The organism is Uliginosibacterium sp. 31-12 (assembly GCF_030548425.1).
GTDB classification, from domain to species: Bacteria; Pseudomonadota; Gammaproteobacteria; order Burkholderiales; family Rhodocyclaceae; genus Uliginosibacterium; species Uliginosibacterium aquaticum.
Map to the genome: position 1 here is coordinate 571698 of NZ_JAUOOA010000001.1, position 19131 is coordinate 590828.

The 19131-nt window shown below is 62.4% G+C and carries 17 protein-coding genes; 7 read left to right on the forward strand and 10 right to left on the reverse strand.

Annotated elements, in window-relative coordinates:
• Positions 1 to 22: 22 nt before the first annotated feature.
• Together Q3Y64_RS02620 and Q3Y64_RS02625 are read right to left on the reverse strand one after the other, a co-directional pair.
• Entirely contained in the window at positions 23 to 406 is a 384-nt protein-coding gene (locus Q3Y64_RS02620; RefSeq protein ID WP_303559982.1) for a SirB2 family protein, read from the reverse strand.
• 55 nt (positions 407 to 461) lie between these two features.
• Positions 462 to 2735, reverse strand: a complete 2274-nt coding sequence (locus tag Q3Y64_RS02625; RefSeq protein WP_303559984.1) for a nitric-oxide reductase large subunit — start codon at positions 2733 to 2735, stop codon at positions 462 to 464.
• A gap of 211 nt (positions 2736 to 2946) precedes the next feature.
• Here Q3Y64_RS02625 and Q3Y64_RS02630 point away from each other — a divergent pair, with 211 nt between their 5' ends.
• A complete protein-coding gene (locus Q3Y64_RS02630; protein ID WP_303559985.1) occupies positions 2947 to 3714 on the forward strand; it encodes a class II glutamine amidotransferase in 768 nt (255 codons plus the stop codon).
• A 44-nt stretch (positions 3715 to 3758) separates the two neighbouring features.
• Here the strand turns inward: Q3Y64_RS02630 and Q3Y64_RS02635 are convergent, their stop codons facing one another.
• The 4 genes from Q3Y64_RS02635 to Q3Y64_RS02650 form a co-directional block, all read right to left on the reverse strand.
• The gene (locus Q3Y64_RS02635; RefSeq protein WP_303559987.1) at positions 3759 to 4757 is read right to left on the reverse strand and encodes an amino acid ABC transporter permease; all 999 of its coding nucleotides are present in this window, start codon (positions 4755 to 4757) and stop codon (positions 3759 to 3761) included.
• Positions 4754 to 5722 (reverse strand): amino acid ABC transporter permease, encoded by a 969-nt coding sequence (locus Q3Y64_RS02640; protein WP_303559989.1) that lies wholly within the window; start codon positions 5720 to 5722, stop codon positions 4754 to 4756. Before Q3Y64_RS02640 ends, Q3Y64_RS02635 begins: the two co-directional genes overlap by 4 nt.
• Positions 5723 to 5783: 61 nt before the next feature.
• Complete coding sequence (locus Q3Y64_RS02645; protein ID WP_101942722.1) at positions 5784 to 6821, reverse strand: amino acid ABC transporter substrate-binding protein; 1038 nt, start codon at positions 6819 to 6821, stop codon at positions 5784 to 5786.
• A gap of 137 nt (positions 6822 to 6958) precedes the next feature.
• Positions 6959 to 7405: a ProQ/FINO family protein gene (locus Q3Y64_RS02650; RefSeq protein WP_101942808.1), complete on the reverse strand. Its 447-nt coding sequence runs from the start codon at positions 7403 to 7405 to the stop codon at positions 6959 to 6961.
• Between the two features lie 432 nt (positions 7406 to 7837).
• Between Q3Y64_RS02650 and fdnG the strand changes: the two genes are divergently transcribed.
• The 5 genes from fdnG to fdhE are packed head-to-tail and all read left to right on the forward strand — an operon-like array spanning position 7838 to position 14206.
• Positions 7838 to 10894 (forward strand): formate dehydrogenase-N subunit alpha, encoded by a 3057-nt coding sequence (gene fdnG, locus Q3Y64_RS02655; protein WP_303560370.1) that lies wholly within the window; start codon positions 7838 to 7840, stop codon positions 10892 to 10894.
• A gap of 12 nt (positions 10895 to 10906) precedes the next feature.
• Entirely contained in the window at positions 10907 to 11821 is a 915-nt protein-coding gene (fdxH, locus tag Q3Y64_RS02660) for a formate dehydrogenase subunit beta (protein WP_101942723.1), read from the forward strand.
• On the forward strand, positions 11818 to 12438 hold the full coding sequence (locus Q3Y64_RS02665; RefSeq protein ID WP_303559995.1) for a formate dehydrogenase subunit gamma: 621 nt from the start codon (positions 11818 to 11820) through the stop codon (positions 12436 to 12438). The genes fdxH and Q3Y64_RS02665 overlap by 4 nt, the downstream gene beginning before the upstream one ends.
• Positions 12439 to 12445: 7 nt before the next feature.
• Positions 12446 to 13345 carry a formate dehydrogenase accessory sulfurtransferase FdhD gene (gene fdhD, locus Q3Y64_RS02670; protein WP_303559997.1) on the forward strand — a complete coding sequence of 300 codons (900 nt, stop codon included), beginning with the start codon at positions 12446 to 12448 and terminating at the stop codon, positions 13343 to 13345.
• 33 nt (positions 13346 to 13378) lie between these two features.
• Positions 13379 to 14206, forward strand: a complete 828-nt coding sequence (gene fdhE / locus Q3Y64_RS02675; RefSeq protein ID WP_303559999.1) for a formate dehydrogenase accessory protein FdhE — start codon at positions 13379 to 13381, stop codon at positions 14204 to 14206.
• A 104-nt stretch (positions 14207 to 14310) separates the two neighbouring features.
• Here the strand turns inward: fdhE and Q3Y64_RS02680 are convergent, their stop codons facing one another.
• Genes Q3Y64_RS02680 through cysT form a run of 4 tightly spaced genes read right to left on the reverse strand, consistent with a single transcriptional unit; the run spans position 14311 to position 18110 of the window.
• The gene (locus Q3Y64_RS02680) at positions 14311 to 15249 is read right to left on the reverse strand and encodes a CysB family HTH-type transcriptional regulator (protein WP_101942727.1); all 939 of its coding nucleotides are present in this window, start codon (positions 15247 to 15249) and stop codon (positions 14311 to 14313) included.
• Positions 15250 to 15251: 2 nt separating this feature from the next.
• Positions 15252 to 16361, reverse strand: a complete 1110-nt coding sequence (locus tag Q3Y64_RS02685) for a sulfate/molybdate ABC transporter ATP-binding protein (RefSeq protein ID WP_303560002.1) — start codon at positions 16359 to 16361, stop codon at positions 15252 to 15254.
• The gene (cysW, locus tag Q3Y64_RS02690) at positions 16358 to 17266 is read right to left on the reverse strand and encodes a sulfate ABC transporter permease subunit CysW (protein WP_101942729.1); all 909 of its coding nucleotides are present in this window, start codon (positions 17264 to 17266) and stop codon (positions 16358 to 16360) included. Before cysW ends, Q3Y64_RS02685 begins: the two co-directional genes overlap by 4 nt.
• Before the next feature lies 1 nt (position 17267).
• Positions 17268 to 18110 (reverse strand): sulfate ABC transporter permease subunit CysT, encoded by an 843-nt coding sequence (gene cysT, locus Q3Y64_RS02695; protein WP_303560006.1) that lies wholly within the window; start codon positions 18108 to 18110, stop codon positions 17268 to 17270.
• A 390-nt stretch (positions 18111 to 18500) separates the two neighbouring features.
• Here cysT and Q3Y64_RS02700 point away from each other — a divergent pair, with 390 nt between their 5' ends.
• A complete protein-coding gene (locus Q3Y64_RS02700; RefSeq protein WP_101942731.1) occupies positions 18501 to 19028 on the forward strand; it encodes a rhodanese-like domain-containing protein in 528 nt (175 codons plus the stop codon).
• The last annotated feature ends 103 nt before the right edge of the window (positions 19029 to 19131 follow it).

Sequence of the window (19131 nt, forward strand, 5' to 3'; positions counted from 1 at the left end):
GCTTACGCCCTTGGCGGCTGCATCAAAACAGGCCGAGGCTGGCCGAGTGGGTGATGGCCACGGCCACGATGTAGGCCACGCAGAGCAGCGCGCCGCCGAAAGCCAGCGCTGCGCGCCGGGGCGGCTGGCCGGCCTTGAGGGCCAGGCGGCCGAGCAGGATGTAGGCGATGAGCGCCAGCACCTTGGCGGTGATCCAGCCATGCACGAAGGGAATCTGCTGCAGCAGGGTGGCGAGCCAGATCGCCGCACTCAGCAGCACCGTGTCGACCACATGCGGGGCGATGCGCAGCAGGCGCCAGCGCCGCCAGTCGATGCCCGCCAGCTGCAGGCCGCCGCGCAGGCTGAAGAGGCTGATGCTGAGGCCGGCACACCACATGTGCAGGGCCTTGATCGTGAGGTAGTCCATGCCGGGATTGTGCAAGAAAAAGCCCGCGCTGGAGGGCGCGGGCGGGGGCTGAAGCTTAGCGTTCGGCGGTACGGACCTGCCCAACTGCTTCGGGCTGGCGCCGCTTGCCGAGCAGGCGCAAGGCGAACACGCCGAGGCATAGCACGCCGATGGCAAACACGATGTCGCCCGGCACACGCAGCCACACCAGGGTGTGCATCACGGCGGACTGCACGATCTCAGGCGAGCGGGCATACCACAGGCCTTCGCTGACGCTGGCCCAGGCTTGGTAGATGCCGGCCGGTACCAGCGAGATGAAGACCATCATCGCCAGGCCGATATTGAGCATCCAGAACATGCGCTTGAGCCACACATCCTGCCAGTTCTCGCGCGGCATCAGGCCCCGCAGGCAGAACAGCATCAGGCCGATGCCGAGCATGCCGTACACCCCGAACAGCGCGGCATGGCCGTGTGCCGGTGTCATGTTGAGGCCTTGCATGTAGTACAGCGAGATCGGCGGGTTGATCGAGAAGCCCAGCAGGCCCGCGCCCACCGAGTTCCAGAAGCCGACGGCGACGAAGCACAGGATGATCCAGCGGTAGCTCGCCACCCACGGCGCGGCCTGGCTGCGCTGATAGTTGCGATAGCCTTCGAAGCCGATCAGGGCCAGCGGTACCACTTCCAGTGCCGAGAAGATGGCGCCGATGGCGATCACCGAGGTCGGCGTGCCGGTGAAGTAGAGGTGGTGCAGGGTGCCGAGGATGCCGCCGAACAGGAACACGATGGTTTCCATCACGATCGCGGCGTTGGCCGAGGCCGAGCGGATCAGGCCGAGGCGCGTGAAGATCAGGGCGATCACGGCGGTGGCGAACACCTCGAAGAAGCCTTCCACCCACAGGTGCACCAGCCACCAGCGCCAGTACTCGATCATCGAGTAGTGGCTGTGCTGGCCCCACATCAGCGAGCTGGCGTAGAAGCCGCCGATGCAGGTGGCGGACAGGAACACCATGGCGATCAGGCCACGCGATTCGGAGGGCTTCTTGAGGGCCGGCCACAGGCCGCGCGCCATCAGGCCCAGCCAGATCATCAGGCCGGAGAACAGGCCGTACTGCCAGATGCGGCCCATGCTGGTGTATTCCAGCCCCTGGTTACCGAGCCAGAAGCTGAAGTTGGTGCCCAGGCGTTGCAGGGTGCCGATCCAGCCGCAGGCAATCGAGCCGACCACGATCAGCAACAGGGCGTAGAACAGCACGTTCACCCCGAGCGCCTGGAACTTCGGTTCATGGCCGGAGAGCGCCGGCGAGATGTAAAGACCGGTGGCCAGCCAGGCGGTAGCGATCCACAGCACGCCAAGCTGGGTGTGGATGGTGCGGCTCACCGTGAAGGGCAGCACTTCGGCCAGCGGGATGCCGAAGAAACTCTGGCCTTCCACCGCGTAGTGGGCTGAGACCACGCCCATCACCACCTGCAGCAGGATCAAGCCGATCACCACATAGAAGTATTTGGTGGTGGCGCGCATCGAGGCCGTCGGCTTGAGTTCGAACAGCGGGTCATGGGCCGGCGGGGTCGGGTCGTCTTCTTCTTTGGATGCCGAATGCCAGGCAATCATGAAGGCCACGCCGGCGATCAGCAGCACCACGCTAACGATGGACCAGATGCCGTTGCCGGTAGTTGGCACGTTGTCGATCAGCGGTTCGTGCGGCCAGTTGCTGGTGTAGGAGAGGTCCTTCTCGCCCGGGCGGTCGGTGGCCGAAGACCAGGCCGACCAGAAGAAGAAGGCCGGCAGGGCCTTCAGGTCTGCGGGATCCTTGAGGGTGTCCTTGACCATCGCGTACTGCTCACGCAGCACGTCGAGCGACGTGTCACTGCCGAACAGGCCAGTGTAGTGCTGCACCAGTTCGCGCACCACTTTGGCGCGCTCCACGCTCAGGGTGACTGTGCCGCTGGCGGCATCCCAGGTATTGCTGCGCAGCTCGCTCTTCACGCGGGCGCCGATCAGCGCTTGCTGATCGCTCGCCAGCGTCGCGTAGCTTTGCTGGAAGGCTTTCTGTGCGAGCGCTTCACGCAGGCCAATAGCCTCGCGGTGCAGCCAGTCGGCCGACCAGTCCGGCGCCACATAGCTGCCGTGGCCCCAGACCGAGCCGAGTTGCTGGCCGCCGGCCGACAGCCAGGCCTCCTGGCCGTGCATGACTTGGCCCTCCTCGAAGACCACGCTGCCGTCGCTGGCGACGACGCGGGTCGGAATGGGCGGGGCCGAGAGGTAGATCTCATGGCCGATCCAGCCCAGCACGGCAAACGACAGCAAGAAGATTGCTGCCAGCCATTGCCACAGCTTGCGTGACGATTTCATGTCCGGATTCTCCAGAAGGTGAGGACGGGTGTTTATAAGAGGCACTTTATGTGAATCTTTTAAAAGATGCAATAAAAGTGAATCTTATGTGTCCGGATCGATCGTGCTGCCTGCGCACGGCATTTGCTTATGCGGAAGATGTCTGAGCATGCTCAAAAACTGCATGCAGAATCCGGTCAACGCATCAGGCCTTAGTGCCGTTACTCCTCACATGTGCCAGTTACTCGGTATGAATTCGCTGAAGCCTGCCCGCCTGAGTTTTTCGCTCGAGGGCTTCCTGCGTCGTGGGGGCGAAACGGACGAGCACGCAGATGGCTGGGGCATCGCCCTGTATGAGGATCGCCGCTGCCAGTTGCTGATTGATGAACTGCCGTCTGCCCGCTCACCGCTGGCCGAGTGGATCCAGCTCTATTCCGGCCGCTCGCGTAACGTCATCGCGCATATCCGCAAGGCGACTCAGGGCAGCATCAGTGCCACCAACTGCCACCCCTTCCTGCGCCACTTGTGGGGGCAGGAATGGTCCTTCGCCCACAACGGCAATCTGGATGTCAGCAAGCTGCCGGCGCCGGTCTGCTTCACGCCCTGCGGCCAGACCGACAGCGAACACGCCTTCTGCCTGTTGCTGGATGGCCTGTTCAGCCGTTTCGGCCGCCAGGCGCCGGGGCTGGCGCAACTGAGCCAGACCCTGGCCGAACTGGCGCGCCTGATCGCTGCGGCTGGCAGCTTCAATTTCGTGCTGTCCAACGGCGAATGGCTGTTCACCCACCGCAGTACCGAGTTGCACTATCTGCAGCGGGCCTATCCCTTTGGCCGGGCACATCTGCTCGATTGCCCGCTGGGTATCGATTTTTCCCGCCACAACGAGCAGGACGATCGCATGATCATCGTCGCCACCCGACCGCTCACGGACGAGCTCTGGCAGCCCCTGCCGGTGGGTGAACTGGCCGTATTTGCTGAGGGGCGACGCGTGGCGTGCTGAGCTGCGCTCACGCAATTCTGCCGATTTCCGTCTCCTGACTGCCGCTAGCGGGCAGTTTCCAGCCGTTTGCCGACGCGCGACAGCGCAAAGCAGAAGGCCCAGTAGATGAAGGCGATGAAGAGATAGCCTTCGAGATAGAAACTGCGCCAGTCGGCATCACCGCCGAGTGCCAGCGAGAGCGCGCCGGTGAGTTCGTGCAGGCTCACGATGGAGATCAGCGAGCTGTCCTTGAATATTCCCACGAAGCTGTTGATCAGGGCCGGCAGGGCTTTGCGCAGGGCCTGTGGCAGTACGATCCATAACAGGGCCTGCCAGGTGCGCATGCCCAGTGCGCGGGCGGCCAGTAATTGCCCTGCAGGAATGGCCTGCAGGCCACCGCGGATCACCTCGGCCAGATAGGCTGCTGCGAAGGCCGCGATACTCACGATCACCCGCGGCAGGATGTCCAGCCGCCACGCAGCTGGCAGTAACAGGGGAAACAGGAAGGCGGCCATGAACAGCAGGCTGATCAGCGGTACGCCGCGGATCAGCTCGATATAAGCCACACACAGGCTGCGCAGCAGCGGCAGGGATGAGCGCCGCCCCAATGCGAGTAGCACAGCCAGCGGGAAGGCCAGCAGGGTGCCGCCCAGCGAGACCAGCAGGGTCAGTGGCAAGCCCCCCCACAGCTTGGTCGGCACCGGGCTCAGTCCGCCGATATCGCCCCGCATCAGGGCGACTGCCAAAAGCAGGATCAGGCCTGCCAGCGTGGCGAAGCGCAATTGCCACAGCTGGCGCCAGCAGGCAGCGCCGAGCACTGCGATGATCAGCAGGGTGGCCAGCAAGGGTCGCCATTGTTCTTCGAAGGGGTAGCGGCCAAACAGCAGTAGGCGATGCTTTTCAACAATGACTCCCCAGCAGGCACCGATACCACGCGCCGCGCGGCAGGCTTCCAGGTCGGCACTCCAGATTGCATGCACAAGCCCCCAGCTGAGGAGTGGCCAGAGCAGGGCGGCCCCCAGCAGAATCCAGAGAATCGTCCGTTTGCGTGGCTGGCGGATCATCGCGTTCCTCGCAGGGCAACGCGGGCGTTATACAGATTGACCAGTGCTGCGGTGATAAGCGAGAGCGTCAGATACACCGCCATCACGATCACGATGCACTCGAAGGCGCGGCCAGTCTGGTTCAGTGAAGTGTTGGCGACCGACACCAGTTCCGGATAGCCCACCGCCACCGCTAGCGAAGAGTTCTTGATCAGATTCAGATACTGGTTGCCCATTGGCGGCACGATCGCGCGCAAGGCCAGCGGGAACACCACTTCGCGCAGCACCTGCAGCGGCCGCATGCCCAGCGCGCGTGCTGCATCGATCTGGCCCTGGGCGACGGACTGGATCCCGCCGCGCACGATTTCGGCAATGAACACCGCGCTGTAAAGGCTCAGTGCGATCAAGACGGCGAGGAACTCGGGGCTCAGTGACCAGCCACCGCTGATGCCGAAGCCTTCAGCTAGAGGCACATCCAGTGAGCAGGCTGCGCTGCAATCTAATGCCGGCAGGAACAGGCCGCCCTTGCTGATCAGCACGCCGGGGAAAGGCGCCAAGGCGTTGCTGGCTTCCGGCAGCAAACCGGTCAGGGCGAAGTAGCAGATCAGCAATTGCAGCAGCAGTGGGATATTGCGCAGGGTTTCAACCAGTGCGCCGCACAGCCGACGTGGCAGCGGATGCTCTGCGAGCCGCCCCAGCCCGATCAGGATACCAAGCAAGGTTGCCAGGAGGATTGCGGGCAGGGCTACGCGCAGAGTATTCAGGCTGCCGGTGAGAAAGGCGCGCCACATCGGCTGGCTGGCGTCATACGCCAGTAGCCCTTCGCCGATTTCGAAGCCGGCCGGATCGAGCAGGAAGTCGAAGCCAGCACGGATGCCGCGCTCCCGCATGTGCTCCAGCACGTTGTGCCCCAGCCAGCCCAGCAGCAGGGCAAGCAGACACAGCAGCAGAATCTGGGGCAGCCAGCGCAGAAGGGGGCGAAGCATGATCTCTCTTCAAATGAGACGGGCCGCTGAGCGGCCCGTCGATGTGGCAAATCCGGAAGACTCAGCGAACCGGCGGTGCGTAGAGGATACCGCCCTTGTTCCACAGATTGTTGAGGCCACGTGGCAGCTTCAGCACCGATTCGGGCCCCACGTTGCGGGCGAAGATCTCACCGTAATTGCCGACGGCCTTGATCGAGCGGTAAGCCCAGTCACGATCGAGTCCGAGGAGCTTGCCGGTGTCTTCCGTGGAGCCCAGCAGGCGGCCAATGGCCGGATCCTTGTTCTCGGCACGAATCCGGTCGACGTTGGCGCGGGTGATGCCGTACTCCTCGGCTTCGATCAGAGCGAAGGCCACCCAGCGCACGATGGAAAACCATTCGTCATCCCCGCGGCGCACCGCCGGACCGAGCGGCTCCTTGGAGATCACCTCAGGCAGGATCACATAGTCATCCGGGTTCTTGGCTTCCTTGTTGCGCACGCCGGCCAGCCCTGAAATGTCGGTGGTGTAAGCCTGGCAGCGTCCCGAGAAGAAGGCTTTGAAGGATGCTTCGAAACCTTCGAAAACCACCGGCTTGATCTTGATGCCCTGGCTGCGGAAGTAGTCCGCCAGGTTCTTTTCGTTGGTGGTGCCGGACTGCACGCAGACCTCGGCATTCTTCAACTGTTTGGCACTCGTTACCTTCAGCTTCTTCGGCACCAGGAAGCCCTGGCCGTCGTAGTAGGTCACGCCAGTGAAGTTGAGCCCTAGCGAAGCATCACGATTGAGGGTCCAGGTCGTGTTGCGCGCCAGCACGTCTACCTCGCCGGACTGGATGGCGGAGAAGCGTTGCTGCGAGTTCAGCGGCACGAAGCTCACCTTGTTCGCGTCGCCCAGAACCGCCGCCGCGATGCCGCGGCACAGGTCCACATCGAAACCGCTCCAGTTGCCCTGGCTGTCCGGCAGTGAGAAACCGGCGACACCCGTGCTGACCCCGCACTGGATATTGCCGCGGGCTTTGATGGCGTCCAGCGTCTTGCCGGCGTGGGCGGGTGTCGCCAGCAGCGAAGCTATCAGCAGAGGAAGTGTGAGGCTCAGGCGACGCAGGGAGATGCCGTGCATGGTGGGGCTCCTGGAAGGCAAAACAGGAGACTACCAACTGCAGGGGCAATCCAGAAGTGGAATTTTCTTCTATCAAAATTCCATCAGGGTGCTTCAGGGCAAGCGCTTGCGCGAACCCTGTTTTGCCTGCTTCAGGCTTACTTGCGGCCGAACTTGCTGGCCAACAGAGCGAGTTTTTCCTGGCGCTCGGTTTCGGCGCGTGCTTCCTTTTCAGCCTTTTCCTTGGCGGCCTTTTCAGCCTTGTGTTCTTCGGCGCGCTTCTTGAAGCGCTCGATCAGTTCCTTGCTGGCCAGTCCGCGCTGTTCTTCGCTCACTTCGCCAGCCGGGCTGCCGTCCAGATTGAAGCGTTGGGTCGCACTCTGCAGATTCTTCAGGTAGCGCACCGAGCGGGTGTGCATGCCCAGTGCGCCGCGCAGCAGCTTGGCGGGGATGTCCGCCCGGGCAGCCAGCAATTGCTTGTCGATGCCGATCGCCATGGGCTGATGCTCTCCGATCAGCTTGTATTGCTGCTGCAGTTGCTTCAGCAAGGCCGAAGCAGATGCTGCGGGGGCTGCGGGAGTGCTGGGGGAAGAGGCGTCAGTCATTTCAGTCATCGTGTGAAAGTGTGCAGGTGCGCAGTTTAACCAGTCAGAAGCAGGCTTGCCTGCATGCTTTGCACGGTTCCGGCTGTTTGGCGTGCTGGATTACCGCATTTACTGGGGGCAGGAGGTGGCTTGAGGAGCCCGGCTTTTCTATCTCAGAGGGCTGATTGAAGGCCTGTGGCACATAGGTTTTTCCCTTATACCCCTGCTTTTCACAGGGGCAAGACGCTATTGACGTGACATACTAAATGCTTAAGTCAGGTGGGTTGCCCGGACAGAGAGAGGCTCCTGCATGGCAGCGGCCGCCGCACTGAATGCGGGTGAGCGACTGTTGCCGGAGGAGTGCGGCGCGCACTGCGCCCGGGGTGCCGGGGAATCCAGGTGTGAATTTACCTGGAGGCTTTCATGGATCAAGACAATCGCCGCGCAGCAGGCATGCAGATGAATCGGCGCCAGTTTTTCAGGATTTCGGCGGCCGGGCTGAGCAGTTCCGGTCTGGTGTTGATGGGGGCTTATTCCGGCGAAGCACATGCCGAGGTGCGCCAATACAAGCTGGCCCGCACCCGTGAAACGCGCAACACCTGTACTTACTGCTCGGTGGGCTGCGGCCTGCTGATGTACAGCTTGGGCGATGGCGCCAAGAACGCCAAGGCCGAGATCATCCACATCGAGGGCGACCCGGATCATCCGGTCAGCCGTGGTGCGCTGTGCCCCAAGGGCGCCGGCCTGCTTGATTTCATCCATGCCCCGGGGCGCCTCAAATTCCCTGAAGTGCGCGAGGCGGGCAGCAAAGAATGGAAACGCATCTCCTGGCATGAGGCCATCGAACGTGTGGCCAAGCACATGAAGGCCGACCGCGATGCCAATCTGATCGAGAAAAACGCCGAGGGCGTGCCGGTCAATCGCTGGCTCTCCACCGCCATGCTGACGGCTTCGGCCTCATCGAACGAGACCGGCATCATCACCCAGAAATTCATGCGCTCGCTGGGCATCGTCGCCACCGATGCGCAGGCCCGCGTCTGCCACGGCCCGACCGTGTCGGCGCTGGCCTCGACCTTCGGCCGTGGCGCGATGACCAACAGCTGGGTCGATATCAAGAATGCCGACTTCGTGCTGGTAATGGGCGGCAACGCGGCAGAAGCGCACCCGGTGGGCTTCCGTTGGGCCATTGAAGCCAAGAAGCAGCGCGGCGCCAAGCTGATCGTGGTGGATCCGCGCTTCAACCGCACGGCTGCGGTGGCCGATCATTACGTGCCGATCCGCGCGGGTTCCGACATTGCCTTCCTCGGCGGCATCATCAACTGGCTGATCAAGCACGACAAGATCCAGTGGGACTACGTCAAGGCCTACACCAATGCCAGCGCCATCGTGCAGGAAGGCTATGCCTTCGATGAGGGCTTGTTCTCCGGCTACAACGAGGAGAAGGGCAGCTACGACAAGAAAACCTGGAATTACGAGCTGGACGACAAGGGCATCGCCAAGGTCGACCCCACGCTGCAGCACCCGCGCTGCGTGTGGAACCTGATGAAGCAGCATTACGAGCGCTACACGCCGGAGGTGGTGAACAATCTCACCGGCAGCCCGGTCGAGGGCTTCGAGCTGGTGTGCAAGCATCTGGGCGACACCTGCACGCCGGACAAGGTCGGCACCATTCTCTACGCGCTGGGCTGGACGCAGCACACCACCGGCGCGCAGAACATCCGCACCATGGCGATGATCCAGCTTCTGCTCGGCAACATCGGCATGCCCGGCGGCGGCGTGAATGCCCTGCGCGGTCACTCAAACATCCAGGGGCTGTCGGACCTCGGCCTGCTGTCGACCTCGCTGCCCGGCTACCTCACGCTGCCCAACGAGAAGGCGCATCCCACGCTGGATGCCTATCTCACCCAGACCACGCCCAAGCTGCTGCGCGACGGGCAGCTCAACTACTGGAGCAATACGCCCAAGTTCTTTGTCAGCCTGATGAAATGGTTCTGGGGCGACAAGGCCACCAAGGACAACAACTGGGGCTACGACTGGCTGCCGAAGTGGGACAAGATGTACGACGTGCTGCACATCACCGAGCTGATGTATCAGGGCAAGATCAACGGCTTCATCGTGCAGGGCTTCAATCCGCTGGCGTCCTTCCCGGATGCGCACAAGGTGCGCGACGCCTTCTCGAAGCTCAAGTACATGGTCATCATCGACCCGATCGCCACCGAGACTTCTTCCTTCTGGCAGAACCATGGCGAATCGAACGATGTGGATTCCGCCGCAATCCAGACCGAGGTGTTCCGCCTGCCCTCCACCTGCTTTGCCGAAGAAGACGGCGCCATCGTCAATTCCGGCCGCTGGCTGCAATGGCACTTCAAGGGTGCCGAGCCGCCCGGTGAAGCACGTGGCGATCAGGAAATCATCGGCGAGCTCTTCGTTGCACTGCGCGAGCTGTATCGTAAGGAAGGCGGCAAGGGCGCCGAGCAGATTCTGAATCTCTCCTGGCCCTACCGCGATCCGAAGAACCCGACGCCGGAAGAGCTGGCCAAGGAGCTCAACGGCCGCGCGCTGGCCGACATCCCCGACCCGGCCGACAAGACCAAGGTGCTGGTGAAAAAGGGCGAGCAGCTGCCCGGCTTCGCCACGCTGCAGGACGACGGCAGCACGCTGTGCGCCTGCTGGATCTTCTCCGGCTGCTGGACGCAGGCCGGCAACCAGATGGCACGCCGCGACAACACCGATGTGGGCCTCGGCAACACGCCGGGCTGGGCGTGGTCCTGGCCGGCAAACCGGCGCATCCTCTACAACCGTGCATCCTGCGACCCGGCCGGCAAGCCTTGGGATGCCACCCGCCGCCTCATCGCCTGGAACGGCGAGCGCTGGGCCGGCGCCGATGTGCCGGACTTCAAGGTGGACTCACCACCGGAAGCCGGCATGAACCCATTCATCATGAATCCGGAAGGCTTCGGTCGCCTGTTCTGCACCGACAAACTCGTGGATGGTCCTTTCCCCGAGCACTACGAGCCGATGGAAACGCCGCTGGGCACCAATCCGCTGCACCCGAAGGTGGTCAACAGCCCGGCGGTGCGCATCTTCAAGGGCGACCGCGAGCGCCTCGGCAAGCACACCGAGTTCCCCTTCGTGGGCACCACCTACCGCCTCACCGAACACTTCCAGTTCTGGACCAAGTCGGTGCGCCTCAGCGCCATCGCCCAGCCCGAACAGTTCGTGGAAATCAGCGAGGCGCTAGCCAAGGAGAAGGGCGTGAAGGCGGGTGACTGGGTCAAGGTCAGCTCCAAGCGTGGCTTCATCAAGGCACGTGCGGTGGTGACCAAGCGCATCAAGCCGCTGACGGTGAACAAACAGACGGTGCACCAGATCGGCATCCCGCTGCACTGGGGCTGGGAGACGCTGGCCAAGAAGGGCTACCTGACCAACATCCTGTCGCCGGCCGTGGGGGACTGCAACACGCAGACCCCTGAATACAAGGCTTTCCTTGTCAATCTGGAAAAGGCTTGAGGAGGCTGAATCATGGCACTGCAATCCCTCGACATCCTGCGCCGTTCCGCCACCACTACGCCCTCGACCCAGGTGCGCGCACCGATCGAAGTCGCCAAGCTGATCGATGTATCAACCTGCATCGGCTGCAAGGCCTGCCAGGTGGCCTGCTCGGAATGGAATGACATTCGTGAGGAGGTGGGCGAATGCGTCGGCGTGTATGACAACCCGACCGATCTTTCGGCCAAGGCCTGGACCGTCATGCGCTTCGCTGAAGTAGAAGAGCATGGCCGCCTCGAATGGCTGATCCGCAAGGATGGCTGCATGCATTGTGCAGACCCCGGCTGCCTGAAGGCTTGTCCATCCCCCGGCGCGATCATCCAGTACAAGAACGGCATCGTCGATTTTCACGAAGAGAACTGCATCGGCTGCGGTTACTGCGTGACCGGCTGCCCCTTCAACGTGCCGCGTATCTCCAAGGACGACGGCAAGGCCTACAAGTGTTCGCTGTGTTCCGATCGCGTCGCGGTGGGGCAGGAGCCGGCCTGTGTGAAGACCTGCCCGACCGGCGCCATCCAGTTCGGCAGCAAGGAGGACATGAAGGACTACGCGGCGACCCGGGTGGCGGATCTCAAGCGCCGCGGCTTCGACAACGCAGGGCTCTACGACCCGCAAGGCGTAGGCGGCACCCATGTGATGTACGTGCTGCATCACGCCGACAAGCCCGAGCTCTACAGCGGCTTGCCGAGCAATCCGTCGATCAGCCCGCTGGTGTCGCTGTGGAAGGGTATGGCCAAGCCGCTCGCCACGCTGGCCCTGGCTGGGGTGGCGTTGGGCAGCCTGTTCCACTACGTGATGAAGGGACCGAACGAGGTCTCGAAGGAAGTCGAAGACGAGATCGACGCTGAAGACCGCCGCGAACGTGCAGAAAAGGAAGGTGCGAAATGATCCGCGATCCGAAGGACCTCAAGCGCTACAACGCCTCCGAGCGGGCCAACCACTGGGTAGTGGGCATGAGCTTCATCCTGCTCGCGCTCTCCGGCCTGGCCTTCTTTCATCCGGCCTTTTTCCCGCTCACCCAGCTCTTCGGCGGCCCGGTGTGGACGCGCATCCTGCATCCCTGGGTAGGCGTGCTGATGGCAGTGGCCTTCTTCATCATCTTCGTGCGCTTCTACCGCCTCAACATCATGACGCCGGCGGATATCGAGTGGCTCAAGAAGGCGAAGAACATGGTTGACGGCAATGACCACGACATGCCCGAGCAAGGCAAGTACAACGGCGGGCAGAAAGCGCTGTTCTGGACGCTCGGCGTCGGCATGCTGCTGATGACGGTGTCCGGCCTGCTAATGTGGCGCAGCATGTTCCATGTCGATACGCAGCTCGTGCGCGTGGCCGTGGTGGTGCATGCCGCCACCGCCGCCGTGATGATCGGCCTGATCTTCGTGCATGTGTATGCCGCGATCTGGGTGAAGGGCACCATCCGCGCCATGTGGTACGGCACTGTGACCCGCGCCTGGGCCAAGCAGCATCACCGTGGCTGGTACCGGCAGATGACCGGCAAGTGAGCCAGGTATGAGCTGCACAGTTCCTGTTCTTCCCTTGCCGGGCGGCGCGCCTGCTGACGAAGCTGATCACGCGCCGAGTGCGCTGGTTGAGGTGCTGCGCATACAGGCGGAAAGCCGCGCCGAGCAAGAGGACGAAGTCATCGAGGAGGTGCCCGTTGCTCTGAGCTACAACGGCATTTCGCATGCCGTGATGCTTGCGACGCCGACGGACCTCGAGGATTTCGCGCTGGGCTTCAGCATCAGCGAAGGTGTCGTGGAAAATATGGAGGAGATTCATGATCTCGAGGTCCAGCCGGGCTGCGCGGGCATTGTCATCGAGATGCAGATTGCCCAGCCGCGCTTTCTGGCCTTGAAAGAGCGGCGCCGTTCGCTGGCTGGCCGTACCGGCTGTGGTCTGTGCGGCGTGGAAAGCCTGACCCATGCCATTCGCCCACTGCCCGAGGGGCGCCTCGCTAGCGCTGCGTCCGTATCGGTCAGTGCGATCGATGAGGCCGTGCGGCAGCTTGCGCACTGGCAGCCCTTGCGTCAGCAGACGGGTGCCTCCCACGCGGCGGCCTGGGTGGATGGCGAGGGTCGGATCGGGATGGTCCGCGAAGATGCCGGGCGCCACAATGCGCTCGACAAGCTCGCTGGAGCCATGTTCCGCAGCCGGCATGAGGCCGGCGCTGGCTTCGTACTGGTCAGTAGCCGTGCCTCTTATGAAATGGTGCAGAAAGTGGTCGCGCTGGGCGCGGGGGCACTGGTTGCGGTGTCCGCGCCTACTGCCCTGGCGATCCGCACGGCAGAGGCCGCGGGTATCCTGCTCGTCGGTTTTGCGCGCCCTGGCCAGATGGTGGCTTATTGCTATGCAGAACGGCTCACCGGTGAAATGCCTCTTGCCGGTCAGGCCCGGCGCGGCATGATGTGAGTGTGAGCATCTCGCCCAACGATCAAGAAAACCATGAATCTTCCTGAACAGATCTCCTCGGCTATTGCGCCGATCCTTGTGCTTGCGCCGGATGCCCGGCTTTTTTCCCACCGCGCGCAACGCCTTCGGAGTCTGGCCCCCGGCCATGCGCTGGAAGCCTGGTTGCTGTGGCTGGCTGAACTGGTTGATGCGCAGCAGCGCGCCCTGGATGCGTTGGGCCCGAAGTTTGCGGCTGTATCTGATGCGGCGCTCGGAGCCGCCTGGCCCGAGGCCTTCGAGTATCTGCGCGGCAGTTTGGCTGCGGGTACTGATGAGCCTGATCCGGCGGTACTGGCGGCACGTATTCGGGACAATCTCGAGTTTGCGCGCGGCGAGCGCCCTGCAGAGGGCCGTAGCCAACTTGATCTGGTCCTCAGCGCAGCCCTCCAGGTGGTGTGGACGCTGCTTGCTTGGCGCCGGGTGGCGGCGGCTTCTGCTCCGATCGTGCAACGTGCACAGTGCCCCTGTTGTGGCAGTGCCGCCCTGGGCGGGGTGATCCTTGCCGGTGAAGGGCGCGGTGGCCTGCGCTATCTTGAATGCGCTTTGTGTGCCACGCGCTGGCATATGGTGAGGGCGCACTGCAGTCTGTGCGAAGCCGATGGTGTGGTCGATTACCTCGGCCTTGCGCCTGACGCGCCCATCCAGGCTGAAACCTGTGATGCCTGTCACGGCTACATCAAGCTGTTCTTCCAGTCGCGGGATACGGCTTTCGATCCGCTGGCTGATGATCTTGCCTCGCTGCTGCTTGATGTGCTGGTGGGCGAGCAGGGCTATGCAAGAGGGGCGCCCAATCTTTTCCTGCTCAGCGGCGAAGCAGCCTGAGCTTCTCCTTCGCCTGTGCGCTGCATGTCAGGCGGGCTGTACGTGTATGGGGTGAGGGCGATGGCCACTCAAGTCGCCATCGCCCTCCCAAGCTGTCACGTTAGTTAGAACGCATTCTCCCGATGCGGTGCAACGGCAGCCCTTACATTGGTTTCCGTCAGCTCAGGCGAGCACAGCTCGATGAAGCGATAGGCATAGCCGCGCAGGTAGTGGCCGCGGCGCACGGCGATCAGCGTGGTGTTGCGGGCGAACAGATGGGAGGCGTCGATCAGGCGCAGATCGTGATCCTTGAGCGGGTTGAAGGCGCTCGGCGCGATGATGCCAACTCCCAGCCCAAGTTCGACGTAAGACTTGATCACATCCGCGTCCAGTGCGGACATTACGATGTCCGGCGTCAGATTGGCTGCGGCGAAGGCCTTGTCGATCTTGCTGCGACCGGTAAAGCCTGAGTGGTAGGTGATCAGCGGATACTCAGCCAGGGCTTCGAGGCTCAGCGTGGTTTCGGCAAGCAGCGGGTGCCCGGCCGGCACCAGCACCGCATGGTGCCAGTCGTAGAACGGGAAAGTCACCAGCTCCGGTTCATTGTCGAGCGATTCGGTGGCGATGCCGATATCCGCTTCGCCCGAGAGCAGTTGCTGGACGATCTCCTGTGGGCTGCCCTGATGCAGCGCCAGATGCACCTTGGGATATTCCTGCTTGAAGGTGGTGACAACCTTGGGGATCGCGTAGCGTGCCTGGGTGTGGGTGGTGACCACGGTCAGCTGGCCCTGGTCACGCTGGGTGAACTGGTCGGCGAGCTTCTTGATGTTGCGTGCGTCGAGCAGCATGCGTTCGACAATGACCACCAGTTCCTTGCCCGGTTCTGTCAGCCCCAGCAGGCGCTTGCCGCGGCGGATGAAAAGCTCGACGCCGAGCTCGTCCTCCAGATCCTTGATGTGCTTGGACACACCGGGCTGAGAGGTGAATAGCGCGTTGGCAACCTCTGTGAGGTTGTAGTTCTGGCGGACTGTTTCGCGCACGATGCGCAGTTGCTGGAAGTTCATGTTCAGATCCCCGCTGCGATGTAATGGTCGGACGCTGCTGCGGCAGATTGCTGGAAGACCTTCAGGCGCGAGGGCACCAGACGGACTTCGCTACCGGTCTGCAATTGCAGCGAGATGAGGCGTTCGAGCGGCAACTCCACCTCGTGATGATGTACGGTCTGGCCGGCATCGATACGTTCGAGCTCAACCCGGGCGGTAATGCCAAAAGCCTGGATGCGGGCAATGCGCGCACGGATGCCTTGCGACGAGGCCAGATCCGTCTCGATGTCGAGCTCATGCGGGCGGGCGAAAGCGATGACTTCAGCGCCCGGCGGGATGCTTGCTTCCGAGTGCGCAAGGCTGTGCTCGTCCACTTTCACTTCGCCCTGTTCGGCTCGGCCATGGAACAGGTTTACCGCCCCCAGAAAACCATACACGAAGGGCGTTTTCGGCGTGTTCCAGACTTCTTCCGGGCTGCCGATCTGCTCCACGCTGCCATGATTCATCAGCACCACGCGGTCGGCCACTTCAAGGGCTTCCTCCTGGTCGTGGGTCACGAAGATGCTGGTGATGTGCAGTTCGTCATGCAGCTTGCGCAGCCAGCGGCGCAGCTCCTTGCGGACCTTGGCATCGAGCGCGCCGAAAGGCTCATCGAGCAGCAACACCCGCGGTTCTACCGCCAGTGCGCGGGCGAGCGCGATGCGCTGGCGCTGGCCACCGGAGAGCTGGGAGGGAAAGCGATCGGCCAGCCAGTCCAGCTGTACCAGTTTGAGCAGATCCGTCACCTTGCGTTTGATGATCTCTTCCGAGGGCCGTTCATGGCGCGGCTTCACGCGCAGGCCGAAGGCGATGTTGTCAAACACCGTCATGTGGCGGAACAGCGCATAGTGCTGGAACACGAAGCCGACCTGACGTTCGCGCACATGGGTGCCGGACGCGTCGTTGCCCTCGAGGATCACGTTGCCGCTATCGGCCGATTCGAGGCCGGCGATGATGCGCAGCAGCGTGGTCTTGCCGCAGCCGGAGGGGCCTAGCAGGGCGACCAGTTCGCCGGTCGGGAAGTCGAGCGAAACGTCGTTCAGCGCAATGAATGAACCGAACTGCTTGCGGATGTTCTGGACCTGGATGCTCATGCTTGTTCTTCCTGTTGGCTATCGCGAGCGGCTTGCCACTCGATGAAGGTTTTAAGTACCAGTGTCACCAAGGCCAACAGGGCCAGAAGCGAGGCCACGGCGAAGGCGGCGGCAAACTGGTATTCGTTGTAGAGAATCTCGATCTGCAGCGGCATGGTGTTGGTGAGGCCGCGGATATGCCCGGAGACAACGCTGACCGCGCCGAATTCGCCCATCGCCCGGGCATTGCACAGGATCACGCCGTAGAGCAGGCCCCACTTGATGTTGGGCAGGGTCACATGCCAGAAGGTCTGCCAGCCGTTGGCGCCCAGAACGATGGCGGCCTCTTCTTCTTCCTTGCCTTGGGCCTGCATCAGCGGGATCAGCTCGCGGGCGATGAAGGGGAAGGTCACGAAGATGGTGGCCAGTACGATTCCGGGTACGGCAAACACGATCTTCAGGTTGTTCTCGATCAGCCAGGGGCCGAACCAGCCTTGGGCACCAAAGATCAGCACATAAATCAGGCCAGCTACCACCGGCGACACTGAGAAGGGCAGATCGATCAGGGTGATCAGGAATTGCTTGCCGCGGAATTCGAACTTGGCAATGGCCCAGGCCGCCGACACACCGAATACCAGATTCAAGGGCAGGGCGATTACGGTGGCGATCACCGTCAGCTTCACGGCAGCCAATGCGTCGGCCTCGGTGATCGCAGCCAGATACACATCCCAGCCCCGCTTGAAGGCTTCGACAAAGACGGTGGCCAGTGGCAGCAGCAGAAAAGCTGCGAAGAACAGCAAGGAAACCGTGACGATGCTCCACTTCACCCAGGCCTGGTCACGGGTTGCGGCCTTGTCTTCGAAGTGGCGCGGCGCGTTCAGTGAGGCCAGATGCGCAGCATTCAGGGTGGCAGTAGCAGCGGCCATGTCAGATTTTCCTTCCGATCCGGCGGGCCGACCAGGCCTGCAGGCTGTTGATGACGAAGAGGAGGGCAAAGGAGGCCAGCAACATCACCACGGCAAGGCTGGTCGCTCCGGCGTAATCGAATTGCTCGAGTTTGGTGATGATCATCAGCGGCGCGATCTCCGACACCATCGGGATGTTGCCGGCAATGAAGATCACTGAACCGTATTCGCCGACGGCCCGGGCGAAGGAGAGCGCAAAGCCTGTCAGTAGCGCCGGCAGCAAGGTCGGGAAAATCACATAGCGGAAGATCTGCCAGCGGTGCGCGCCGAGGCTTGCGGCGGCTTCCTCCAGCTCGGTTTCCAGATCCTCCAGCACCGGTTGAACGGTGCGCACCACGAAGGGCAGGCCGATGAAGACCAGCGCCAGCAATACGCCCCAGGGGGTGAAGGCAATCTTGATGTCATGCGCCGCAGCAAGGCTGCCCACCCAGCCCTTGGGCGCATAGATAGCCGTCAGCGCGATGCCAGCGACAGCGGTGGGCAGGGCGAAGGGCAGATCGACCAGCGAATCCACGATCTTGCGACCCGGAAAGCGATAGCGCACCAGCGACCAGGCCAGCAGCAGGCCGAACACCGCATTGATTGCCGCAGCAATCAGCGAAGCGCCAAAAGACAGGCGCAATGAAGCGAGCACTCGAGGGCTGCTGACCGACCACCAGAAATGCTCCCAGCCGCCCTGGGCTGTCTTGATGAATACCGCTGCCAGCGGGATCAACACGATCAGGGATAGGTAAAGCAGCGTGTAACCCAGGGTCAGCCTGAAGCCGGGCAGTACATGGGCCGAAGAGCGTCTTAAAGCGGTCATGGCGCAGAGCCTTATATGAAGTGACCGCAGTGTATGGCTCTGCTTATTCATTGCTAACTAATAAAAGCTGAAGTCCTTATTCCAATTTTGAGTAAAGAGGCTTGCCTTGGCCGGCCCTCTGCGAGCCAGGCTTTGCCTGGCATTGCAGGCCCATCCGTCGCGTTGATGCGCTTGTGAGGGCAGGGCGCCACTGATATGAAAGCGCTGCTTCTGGCGATCCTCCTCTGATGCTACAGGCATCCACCCCCTTGTTTGGCCTTATCAGGAAAGCGGATAAGCGAACAATTTTTAAATCGTTTTGCTGGCTAAAGACGGCGCATAAGCTGCTGCTCATCACGGAACTCCAATGCTTATGGCATCACAACGGAGCTTCCCGCCAAGGAGAGTGAAATGACAACAGCCGGTTCTCTTGTTCAGTCGCACAGCGAGGCGAAAGCGCCCGCAACTAAGGCCCTTCAGCCAGTACCGGCCGGGGAGCGCCTCAATATTCTGCAGCGTGCCCGCGAAAACGCGCTCGGGGAGCAGCTGCCCTTCGCGGGAGGGGTTACGCCGGCGCAAGCCTGGGATCTGTTCAGTGCGGGCGAAGCCTTGCTGGTAGATGTGCGCAGCGCAGAAGAGCGCAAGTTTGTGGGCCATGTGCCTGGTTCGCTTCATGTGGCCTGGGCGAACGGGACGGCTCTGACGCGTAACCCGCGCTTCGTGCGTGAGCTCGAAACCAAGGCCGGCAAGGAGCAGGTGATCCTGCTGCTGTGCCGCAGTGGCAAGCGCTCGGCCCTGGCGGCCGAAGCCGCCGCTAAGGCGGGCTTTAATCATGTTTTCAATGTGCTTGAAGGTTTCGAAGGTGATCTGAACGATCAGCAGCAACGCGGCGAGCACAACGGTTGGCGGTATTGGGGCCTGCCCTGGAACCAAGACTAAGGACGGGCGCCAATCTGCCGCACGGGTGCTATCTCGCAAATCGGGTGCTTAACGTATTCAGATACGTTTCCGTGTCTCCTTGCGACCTAGCTTCCGTTCGCGG

What these genes read in the sequence shown, in the direction of transcription:
- Q3Y64_RS02620 (WP_303559982.1), bottom strand. Translation starts at nt 406, where the DNA reads ATGGACTACCTCACGATCAAGGCCCTGCACATGTGGTGTGCCGGCCTC.
- Q3Y64_RS02625 (WP_303559984.1), bottom strand. Translation starts at nt 2,735, where the DNA reads ATGAAATCGTCACGCAAGCTGTGGCAATGGCTGGCAGCAATCTTCTTG.
- Q3Y64_RS02630 (WP_303559985.1), top strand. Translation starts at nt 2,947, where the DNA reads ATGTGCCAGTTACTCGGTATGAATTCGCTGAAGCCTGCCCGCCTGAGT.
- Q3Y64_RS02635 (WP_303559987.1), bottom strand. Translation starts at nt 4,757, where the DNA reads ATGATCCGCCAGCCACGCAAACGGACGATTCTCTGGATTCTGCTGGGG.
- Q3Y64_RS02640 (WP_303559989.1), bottom strand. Translation starts at nt 5,722, where the DNA reads ATGCTTCGCCCCCTTCTGCGCTGGCTGCCCCAGATTCTGCTGCTGTGT.
- Q3Y64_RS02645 (WP_101942722.1), bottom strand. Translation starts at nt 6,821, where the DNA reads ATGCACGGCATCTCCCTGCGTCGCCTGAGCCTCACACTTCCTCTGCTG.
- Q3Y64_RS02650 (WP_101942808.1), bottom strand. Translation starts at nt 7,405, where the DNA reads ATGACTGACGCCTCTTCCCCCAGCACTCCCGCAGCCCCCGCAGCATCT.
- fdnG (WP_303560370.1), top strand. Translation starts at nt 7,838, where the DNA reads ATGCAGATGAATCGGCGCCAGTTTTTCAGGATTTCGGCGGCCGGGCTG.
- fdxH (WP_101942723.1), top strand. Translation starts at nt 10,907, where the DNA reads ATGGCACTGCAATCCCTCGACATCCTGCGCCGTTCCGCCACCACTACG.
- Q3Y64_RS02665 (WP_303559995.1), top strand. Translation starts at nt 11,818, where the DNA reads ATGATCCGCGATCCGAAGGACCTCAAGCGCTACAACGCCTCCGAGCGG.
- fdhD (WP_303559997.1), top strand. Translation starts at nt 12,446, where the DNA reads ATGAGCTGCACAGTTCCTGTTCTTCCCTTGCCGGGCGGCGCGCCTGCT.
- fdhE (WP_303559999.1), top strand. Translation starts at nt 13,379, where the DNA reads ATGAATCTTCCTGAACAGATCTCCTCGGCTATTGCGCCGATCCTTGTG.
- Q3Y64_RS02680 (WP_101942727.1), bottom strand. Translation starts at nt 15,249, where the DNA reads ATGAACTTCCAGCAACTGCGCATCGTGCGCGAAACAGTCCGCCAGAAC.
- Q3Y64_RS02685 (WP_303560002.1), bottom strand. Translation starts at nt 16,361, where the DNA reads ATGAGCATCCAGGTCCAGAACATCCGCAAGCAGTTCGGTTCATTCATT.
- cysW (WP_101942729.1), bottom strand. Translation starts at nt 17,266, where the DNA reads ATGGCCGCTGCTACTGCCACCCTGAATGCTGCGCATCTGGCCTCACTG.
- cysT (WP_303560006.1), bottom strand. Translation starts at nt 18,110, where the DNA reads ATGACCGCTTTAAGACGCTCTTCGGCCCATGTACTGCCCGGCTTCAGG.
- Q3Y64_RS02700 (WP_101942731.1), top strand. Translation starts at nt 18,501, where the DNA reads ATGACAACAGCCGGTTCTCTTGTTCAGTCGCACAGCGAGGCGAAAGCG.